We start from the raw sequence: 8,437 nt of genomic DNA, 5'->3' as shown, positions 1-8,437 counted from the left end.
GGGTGAACCGGCCGGGGGCGCGGGGACGGTGCGGAGGGCGTGAGGGAGCCGGGCACGGCGCGGGGCCTGTGCCGTGGGGGTGGCCGTCAGGCGCCCGGTCAGCTTCCCAGGGACGTGCAGGGACGGCTGCGCAGGTCCTTGACGTAGTCGTCGGGGGCGCCGGCGTGCTCGGCCGCTTCGGCGAGGATGCCGAGGTAGCGGGCGGAGGGCAGGCCGCCCTCGTAACCGTCGAGCACGTAGAACCAGGCCACGACCTCGCCCTCCAGGGTCTGCACCCGGAGCCTGACCTTGTGGTAGAGGCCGCGCGCCGCGCCCTCCCACTGGTCGAGAGAGGTCTCGTCCCATTCGGGCACGTCGTAGAGGACGACGAAGACATGCTCGTCGGGGTCCTCGACGATGGAGGCGAGCGCGCCCTCCCAGCCGAGGTCGTTTCCGCCGAACGTCAGGCGCCAGCCCTGAAGCCAGCCCGACCCCCGCATCGGCGAGTGCGGGGCCCGCTGGGCCATCTGCTTCGGGTCCATGTTGCTGCCGTAGGCGGCGTAGACAGGCACGGTGTCCAACACTAATCCAAGATCTGCCAGACGCTCACTCCGCCTCGGCGTCCCGTTGATTTCCTCTGTGCCCGCAACGTCTTTCGCGGTTTCGGAGGGGGACCGGAGAGACGGTTGGTCCGAGGATGCGGGAGAATGGGGTACGTGACAAGGATCGTGATCATCGGTGGCGGGCCCGGCGGCTACGAGGCGGCGCTGGTGGCCGCGCAACTCGGGGCGCAGGTCACCGTGGTCGAACAGGACGGTCCCGGCGGGGCCTGTGTGCTGACGGACTGCGTGCCGTCCAAGACGCTGATCGCCACCTCCGTGCGCAAGCAGGCGCTCCTCGACGCCAGCATGCTGGGCGTGCGCTACACCGGCGGCCCCGACGGCGACGCCGGCGGCGTCATCGCCGACATGCCGCTGGTCAACAGGCGGGTGAAGGAGCTGGCCCAGGCGCAGTCCGCCGACATCGCCGCGCGGCTGGCAGCCGAGGGGGTCGAGGTGATCCGGGCAGCCGGGCGGCTGGTCGACCCGCAGGTGGTCAGGGCCGGAGACCGGACGATCCGCGCCGACGTCGTCATCGTGGCGACCGGCGCGACCCCGCGCATCCTGCCCAGCTCCGAGCCGGACGGCGAGCGCATCCTCACCTGGCGCCAGATGTACGACCTGGAGGAGCTGCCCGAGCACCTCATCGTGGTCGGCTCCGGCGTCACCGGCGCGGAGTTCGCGGGCGCCTACCGTTCCCTGGGCTCCGAGGTCACGCTCGTGTCCTCGCGCGACCGGATGATGCCCAACGAGGACGCCGACGCCGCCGAGGTCCTCGAAGAGGTCTACCGGCGCCGCGGGATGAACGTCATGGGCCGTTCCCGGGCCGAGTCCGTCAAGCGCACCGCCGACGGCGTGGTCGTCACGCTGGAGGACGGCAGGACCGCCGAGGGCAGCCACTGCCTGATGACCGTCGGCATGATCCCCAACACCGCGGGGCTCGGACTGGAGGAGGCCGGGGTCACCCTCGACCGGGGCGGCTTCATCCAGGTGGACAAGGTCTCCCGCACCTCCGCGCCCGGCGTCTACGCGGCCGGCGACTGCACCGGGGTGCTGATGCTCGCCTCGGTCGCCGCCATGCAGGGCCGGATCGCGGTCTGGCACGCGCTCGGCGAGGCCGTACAGCCGCTCCGCCTGGCCACCGTGGCCTCCAACATCTTCACCGACCCCGAGATCGCGGCCGTGGGCGTCGCGCAGAAGGCGATCGAGGCCGGTGAGATCGAGGCCAACGTGGTCAAGCTGCCGCTGGCCACCAACGCCCGCGCCAAGATGCAGGGCTTCAACGACGGCTTCGTCAAGCTGTTCTGCCGCCCGCACACCGGCATCATCCTCGGCGGCGTCGTGGTCGCCCCCGGCGCGTCCGAGCTGATCCTGGCGGTCTCGGTGGCGGTCCAGCAGCGGCTCACCGTGGACCAGCTCGCCCACACCTTCGCGGTCTATCCCGCGCTGTCGGGCTCCATCACCGAGGCGGCCCGCCGTCTGATGCAGCCGATGACCCCTAGCGGGATCTGACCCGCAGCCGCCCCAGGGCGTTCCTGCCGTCCTGTACGGCGCCCGCCACGAACTGCAGCTCCTCCTCCCGCCTGGCCAGGGACAGCGCGTTCTTGGCCGCCTCGTAGGCGTCGATCGCGTGCCGCCAGTCCTGGTCGCCGGTGATGTCGCCGTGCCCGCTGACCTGGAACTCGTAGTCGAGCTGGTCGATCTCCTCGCCCAGCCGGGTGATGTCCTCCTCGGCGCCGCGCCGCATGAGCGCGAAACGGGAGTTCCGGCGGCTCCGCCGCTGGGCGCTGATCCCCCAGGCCACCACGGTGACGGCCAGACCGACCGCGCTGACCACCACCATGAGGAGCCCCACGGACGGGGCGCCGCCGGTCCCGGCCGGTTCGGCGAGCCGGTCGGTCTCCTTCTCCGGGGTGAGCACCCCATCGGGGAAGAGCAGGTCGGTGGCCGGCAGGCTGAGGCCCTTCGGGGTGCCCTTGGCGCCGGTCAGGTCCGCGTCGTCGGCCTGCACGAAGGACGCCTCCTCCACCAGCGCGCCGGTGAAGACGGCGCCGTCCAGCTCGGCCTGGGTCAGCTCGGCCTCGCTCAGGTCGGCGTCCTTGAACGTCGCGTTGCGCAGGTTGGCCTGGCTCATCTTGGCCTCGCGGAGCTTGGCCCGGGTGAAGTCGGCCTTGCGCGCCTTGATCTGGCCCGGGGTGCTCTCGTTGAGGTCGGCGTCGATCAGCTTGGCGTTGGTGAAGTTGACCTGGGTCAGCTCGGCCCGGGTCAGGGTCGCCCCGGTCAGGTCGGCGTGCGGGAACTGCGCCTGCCCGGCCTCGGCGTCGATCAGGTTCGCCCCGCGCGCGTCGGCGTGGTCGGCGTGCATCTGGCCCAGGTCGGCCTCGCGGAGGTTGGCGCCACGCAGGTCGGCGTATTTCAGCACGGCCTGGGTCAGGTTGGCCTGCCTGAGGTCGGCGCCGCGCAGGATCGCCCCGGTCAGGTCCTTCTGGACGAGCTCCACGCCTTTCAGCTTGGCTTTCGTCAGGTCGGCGCAGCGCAGGTCTGCGGGGAGCGAGGCGCCCCTGGTGAAGTCCTTGCCTCGCAGGTCGGCGCCCTGGCCGGGTCTGCAGGGCCCGGCTGCGGCCTGGGCGGGGGAGATCATGGTCCCTGACAGCGCGAAGATCGCAGCGGTGAGTGCCAGAGGAACGGAACGACGCACGAGAGCCTCCTCGAAAAGCAGCCCCGATCGTGTCAGTGGATCATTGCACCTCGCTAGACACCTGCTTGCACCTTTTGTACAGCGTAACCGCCGGGGGACAACCGCAGGCCGCCGGTTCCCTCCTGCTCCTCGTCGCCGAGGTCGATCGTGAACAGCCACCCGCCCCGCCGTACGCGTTCCACGGGCACGGGTTCCAGGCCCAGCGGGCGGGCGTAGGCGCCGTAAGTCACGGCTGCCGGCCGAGCCGGCCGCCCGGCCCGAGCCGGCGGGTCGCCGCCTTCTCATGGTGGGGGCCGGGGTCCCGGTCGTCGTCACGACCGTCCAGGAGACGTAGCGGGTGAAGCGGCCTGCGGGGCTTCCGGCGGGTGCGTCTCGGGCCGGGCGGGTCGAGGGCCGCCGGCTTCCGGCTCAGGACCGCCGGCCTGGTCCCGTGTGACGCGGGCCGTACCGGGCTGCGGCAGAGGGCTGGACGCGGATTTCCGCGGAAGATACTTGCGCTCGTGCCTGTCGATAACTTATAAATGCACTAAGAGGTTTCCGAGAAGGCAGGCTTAAGGATACCTGCCTGGTCCAATGGAGGTGGTTACCGATGCTGCTGACGTCGATCGACCCGTTCGTCCAGGAGTTCGACCGTCAGTTCGACCGGATCGCGCGGCAGGCCCTCGGATGGAGCGGCGAGAACGGCACGCGCGGGGCCATGCCGCTGGACGGCGTCCGCCGCAAGGATGACGTTCTTCTCAAGTTCGACCTCCCCGGCGTCGACCCCGACTCCATCGAGGTGACCGTCGACCGCGGGGTGCTCTCCGTGAGCGCCCGCCGCGAGGAGGAGTACGGGCAGGACGACCGGCTGTTCGTGCGCGAGCGTCCGATGGGCACCTTCACCCGCCGGGTCTACCTCTCCGAGCACCTCGACAGCGAGAAGGTCGACGCCGCCTACTCCAACGGCGTCCTGGCCGTGCGCATCCCGGTGATCGAGAAGGCGAAGCCTCGCAAGGTCGAGATTCACAAGGCCGACGAGGTCAAGTCGATCAAGTCCTGAACACTCGTGATCTGACCATCGAACACCGACAGGGCGGGTGCCGGGTCCCGGCGCCCGCCCTGTGACGATACGGGGACACTCCGGGGAGCTCACCGCCCGGTCCTGAAAGGAGCGACGATGGTCGGACTGCCCTTCGACGATGAGCACGCGCCTCTGTACTCCGTCGGCCAGGTGGCCGACATGCTCCACGTCGAGCAGGCCTTCCTGCGCCGTCTCGACGAGCACGACGTGGTACGGCCCGCCCGTTCCAGCGGCGGCCAGCGCCGTTACACCCGCCACGAGATCGGTGACCTCCAGAACGCCATCCAGCTCGTCGGCGAGGGCATGACCCTCGCCGCCGTCCGCCGCATCTTCGAGCTGCAGCATCAGGTCAGGGAACTCCAGGAGGAGCTGGCCAGGGAGCGGGCCACCCGCCGGGAGGGCTAGGGACTCACCGGCAGAACTCGCCGCCTGAGCGCTCACGCTGCTCCGGCGGCGGGTGCTCAGCCCTTGACGGCGCCGATGATGACGCCCTTGGTGAAGTGGCGCTGGACGAACGGGTAGACGAACAGCACCGTCACGGCGCCCTTCCTCCGTTGGTTCCGGCCGGATCGGGGGTGTCGGCGGAGGACGGCTCCGGGGTAGGGTTAGTTAGTCTGGCGGCCAAACAAATTAGTCCAGGGTGGCCTTCGCCGCGAGGGCCCGCCGATCGCGGATCGGCGGGCAGCGGTCACAGGTCGGTGAACGACGGGGCATGACGGGGCCGACCTGGCCGCGCGGGAACGGGACTGACCTTGATCACATCTACGACGGACCCGCAGCCGGCGGACTTCGCCGACGTCCGGGCCACCAACCTCGCCGTCGTGCTGAGGTCCGTGCGCGAGCACGCGCCCTGCTCGCGGGCGGACATCGCGGCCTCCACCGGCCTCAACAAGGCGACGGTGTCGAGCCTGGTCGCCGACCTGATCGACCGCCGCCTGGTCCGGGAGACGGGGCTGACCGAGAACCGGGTCGGCCGTCCGGCCACGATGCTCGTGCTCGACGGCTCGCCGTACGCCGCGATCGGCGTCGAGGTCAACGTCGACTACGTCACCGCCGTCGCGGTGGACCTGTCGGGGGAGAGGCTGCTGTCCTGGCGGCGGTCCTTCCCCGGCGCGACCACCACGGCCGCCGAGGCCGTGGCCACCGTCGCGGCGATCGTCCGCCGCGTGGCGAACCGGATGGCCAAGGAGGAGCGTCAGGTCCTCGGCCTGGCCGTGGGCGTGCCCGGCCTGGTCGGCGCGGACGGCACCGTGCGCATCGCGCCCAACCTCGGCTGGCGCGACGCCGACCTGTGCGGCGACCTCACCAAGGCCCTCCGTGACCCGGGCTTCCCGGTGCAGGTGGACAACGACGCCAACCTCGCGGCCCTGGCCGAGCACCGCTTCGGCCCCCGGGCGGGGACGGCCAACCTGGTCTACCTCACCGGTGAGATCGGGGTGGGCGCCGGGATCGTCCTCGACGGGCGCCTGCGCCGCGGCGGTCAGGGGTACGGCGGGGAGATCGGGCACATCCAGCTCGATCCGCTCGGCGCCGAGTGCCGCTGCGGCCGCCTGGGCTGCCTGGAGGCCGTCGCGGGGATCGGCGCCGTCCTGGAGCACGCCGCCCTCTCGCCGGCGGAGGTGCAGATCGAGCTGGACGAGGTGGTGCGGCTGGCTCGCGCGGCCGACTCCCGCACGCTCTCCACCCTCGCCACGGTGGGGCACCACCTGGGCAAGGGGGTGGCGATGATCGCCAACCTGCTCAATCCCGAAGTGGTCATCCTGGGCGGCTACTACGTGCCGCTCGCGCCCTGGCTGCTCCCCGCGCTGGAGGCCGAGCTGCGCGGGCGCACGATCGCGCCGGACGCCGGAGGATGCCAGGTCGTGGCCTCCACGCTGGGGTACGGCGCGGCGGCGCTGGGCGGCGCCGCACGGGTGCTCGACTCGGTGGATCCGGGTCGTCTGCCGCGTATCTCCTGACCTGAGCCGCACAGGCGTGCACCCCTCAGGGAAGCTCCGTTCAAAACACGTGTGCAACGAACGGGGCTTTCCCGGGCCGGATATCGAAGCGCTTCGACAGAGGCGCTGTCTCCCGGCCTCGGTGCCGGGCCTCCGCCCGGCCGTGCGGGACGGCACTCGGGCGGAGTCCGGTCTCCCGGCTGTGCCGGGCCTCCGCCCGGCCGTGCGGGACGGCACTCGGGCGGAGTCCGGTCTCCCGGCTGTGCCGGGCCTCCGCCCGGCCGTGCGGGACGGCACTCGGGCGGGACCCGGCCTCCGTGCCGAGCCCCCGAGTGGGGCCTCACATGACGACGGGCGCGCTCCCCTCCAGGGGGAACGCGCCCGTCTCGGCTGTCAGCGGTGACTACCAGTCGCCGCCGCCGAAGTCACCGCCACCGAAGTCGCCTCCGCCGCCGAAGTCACCCCAGCCGCCGCCGCCGAAGTCGCCTCCGCCACCGAAGTCGCCGCCGCTCTCGGCCGCGCCGTCCGCGTAGCCGGCGCCGTAGCCGCCCATGCCCCAGCCGCCGCCCATCATGCTGCCGAGCATCGTGCCGACGAGCATGCCGGTCATGACGTCGCCGAAGCCGCCGTAGTAGCCGTAGGCGTAGGGCTGGTAGGCCGGGCCCGCGTCGTAGTAGGGGCGGCGCTGGCCGTTGACCATGACCTCACGCGTCTGCGGCTCGAAGCCGCGCTCGATCGCCTCCGCGTCGGCCGCGCAGGCGGGCACCTCGCGCACCGCGCCACCGGGCGGCGCCCAGCGGACGTCACGGAACGAGGGGCCGTGCTGCGGGTTGAAGAAGCAGGGCGAGCGCCGCTCGGGGAGCGGCTGGTTGTTCACGCGCGCCTTCACGCAGGCGAGGGCGTAGCGGCCCTCCTCCAGCGCGGTGGTCACGCCGCGGAGCTCGTCGGGGCGGCTGACCGCCGAGAGCTCCAGCTTGGCCCGCTCGTAGGAGTCGAGCGCGCGCTGCCAGTCCTGCTGGTGGTCGGCGCCGTTTCCGAGCAGCTTGACGTCGGTGTCGAGGTCGGTGATCTCCTCGCCGAACTTGGTGACGTCCTCGTCCACGGTCTGCTTGACCGCGGCCAGCTCGGCGGCCTCGCGGGCCTCGCGCTGCTGCTTCTTCTTGCGGGAGTAGAAGAAGATGCCCGCGCCACCGGCCAGGGCCAGCACCAGGATGCCGACCAGCACGCCCATGCTGGAACCGCCGGAGGAGCGGGACGAGCTGGAGCTGGAGCCGATGCCCGCGCCGGTCGCCGCGTCATCCGCCAGCTTGACGAAGTTGATCACGTTGTCCGTCGGGCTGGTGGTGGTCTTGGCGCGGCCCAGCAGCTCATCGATGTCGACACCCTTGATGTTGGTGGTGCCGAACGGGGTCTTGCCGCTCATCAGCAGGATGGTGGACTTGCCGCCGACGTCCTTGCGGACCGAGGTCAGCAAGGTCCGCGCCTGCGACTGGCTCGTGACCGAGCCTTCGGGCAGCATGCCCACGTAGACCGAGGAGGTCTGCTCGGTGGCGTTACGGATGGCGTCGACGGCGTTGGCTGGCATCCCCGCGGCGGGGTCGACGTAGAAGTGATCCCCGTCCTTCAGACCCGCGGAGATCGTGCTGGGGTCGGGCGCCGCGGCGTTCGCCGCCGGCGCGATCATGAAGATGGCCAGCAGCCCGGCGAGTAGCGCGACGATCGCGGCACCGAAACGACCTGGCGCGGATTTTGTGGTGATCACGGCAGAAAGCCTCCTTCGTCCTGAAAGACGAATGAGTGGACGTCAGAGTTCCATACCTCTTGACCGTATCCCGTCCCGGGCCACGTGTCGCAGCGAGATCGCCGGTATGCCGTGGGTCGTGGCCCGGGTCCGCGGTGCGGGAGGTCAGTCCTTGATGGCGCAGATGAGGGCGCCGGCGGTGACGCTCTGCCCGGCGGTGGCGGTCAGGCCGGTGACGGTGCCGCTCTTGTGCGCGGTCAGTGGCTGTTCCATCTTCATCGCCTCCAGCACCACGATCACGTCGCCGGTGGTGACGGTGTCGCCGTCGGCGGCCACGGCTTTGACGATCGTGCCCTGCATCGGGCTGATCAGGTCGTCGCCGCCGGCCGGGGTGGCGGCGACGACCTGATCAGCCCGATGCAG

Annotated in this window: 9 protein-coding genes; 4 read left to right on the top strand and 5 right to left on the bottom strand. The window is 71.3% G+C overall.

Going from position 1 to position 8,437, the window contains the following annotated elements:
* Positions 1-98: 98 nt before the first annotated feature.
* Positions 99-551, bottom strand: a complete 453-nt coding sequence (locus CA984_RS40440) for a gamma-glutamylcyclotransferase family protein (protein WP_031160818.1) — start codon at positions 549-551, stop codon at positions 99-101.
* 144 nt (positions 552-695) lie between these two features.
* Here CA984_RS40440 and CA984_RS40435 point away from each other — a divergent pair, with 144 nt between their 5' ends.
* A complete protein-coding gene (locus CA984_RS40435; RefSeq protein ID WP_086578644.1) occupies positions 696-2,090 on the top strand; it encodes an NAD(P)H-quinone dehydrogenase in 1,395 nt (464 codons plus the stop codon).
* On the opposite strand, the gene CA984_RS40430 is transcribed toward CA984_RS40435, so the two are convergent.
* Both CA984_RS40430 and CA984_RS46765 read right to left on the bottom strand, forming a co-directional pair.
* Positions 2,077-3,276: a pentapeptide repeat-containing protein gene (locus CA984_RS40430; protein WP_086578643.1), complete on the bottom strand. Its 1,200-nt coding sequence runs from the start codon at positions 3,274-3,276 to the stop codon at positions 2,077-2,079. The two genes, CA984_RS40435 and CA984_RS40430, sit on opposite strands and share 14 nt — an antisense overlap.
* A gap of 53 nt (positions 3,277-3,329) precedes the next feature.
* Complete coding sequence (locus CA984_RS46765; RefSeq protein WP_207621222.1) at positions 3,330-3,506, bottom strand: hypothetical protein; 177 nt, start codon at positions 3,504-3,506, stop codon at positions 3,330-3,332.
* A 359-nt stretch (positions 3,507-3,865) separates the two neighbouring features.
* Between CA984_RS46765 and CA984_RS40425 the strand changes: the two genes are divergently transcribed.
* The 3 genes from CA984_RS40425 to CA984_RS40415 all read left to right on the top strand — a co-directional run bounded on the left by CA984_RS40425 (position 3,866) and on the right by CA984_RS40415 (position 6,294).
* Positions 3,866-4,315, top strand: a complete 450-nt coding sequence (locus CA984_RS40425; RefSeq protein ID WP_086578642.1) for an Hsp20/alpha crystallin family protein — start codon at positions 3,866-3,868, stop codon at positions 4,313-4,315.
* 117 nt (positions 4,316-4,432) lie between these two features.
* Entirely contained in the window at positions 4,433-4,741 is a 309-nt protein-coding gene (locus CA984_RS40420) for a MerR family transcriptional regulator (RefSeq protein ID WP_086578641.1), read from the top strand.
* 347 nt (positions 4,742-5,088) lie between these two features.
* The gene (locus CA984_RS40415; protein ID WP_086578640.1) at positions 5,089-6,294 is read left to right on the top strand and encodes an ROK family transcriptional regulator; all 1,206 of its coding nucleotides are present in this window, start codon (positions 5,089-5,091) and stop codon (positions 6,292-6,294) included.
* A 382-nt stretch (positions 6,295-6,676) separates the two neighbouring features.
* On the opposite strand, the gene CA984_RS40405 is transcribed toward CA984_RS40415, so the two are convergent.
* Both CA984_RS40405 and CA984_RS40400 read right to left on the bottom strand, forming a co-directional pair.
* Positions 6,677-8,035, bottom strand: coding sequence for a hypothetical protein (locus CA984_RS40405; protein WP_086578638.1), 1,359 nt, complete (start codon positions 8,033-8,035; stop codon positions 6,677-6,679).
* A 144-nt stretch (positions 8,036-8,179) separates the two neighbouring features.
* A partial coding sequence (locus CA984_RS40400; RefSeq protein ID WP_341351757.1) for an acyl-CoA carboxylase biotin carboxyl carrier protein subunit occupies positions 8,180-8,437 on the bottom strand: 258 nt, incomplete at its 5' end.

This window comes from Streptosporangium minutum, assembly GCF_002149035.1.
GTDB lineage: Bacteria > Actinomycetota > Actinomycetes > Streptosporangiales > Streptosporangiaceae > Streptosporangium > Streptosporangium minutum.
This window is presented reverse-complemented; position numbering and strand designations above follow the sequence as displayed.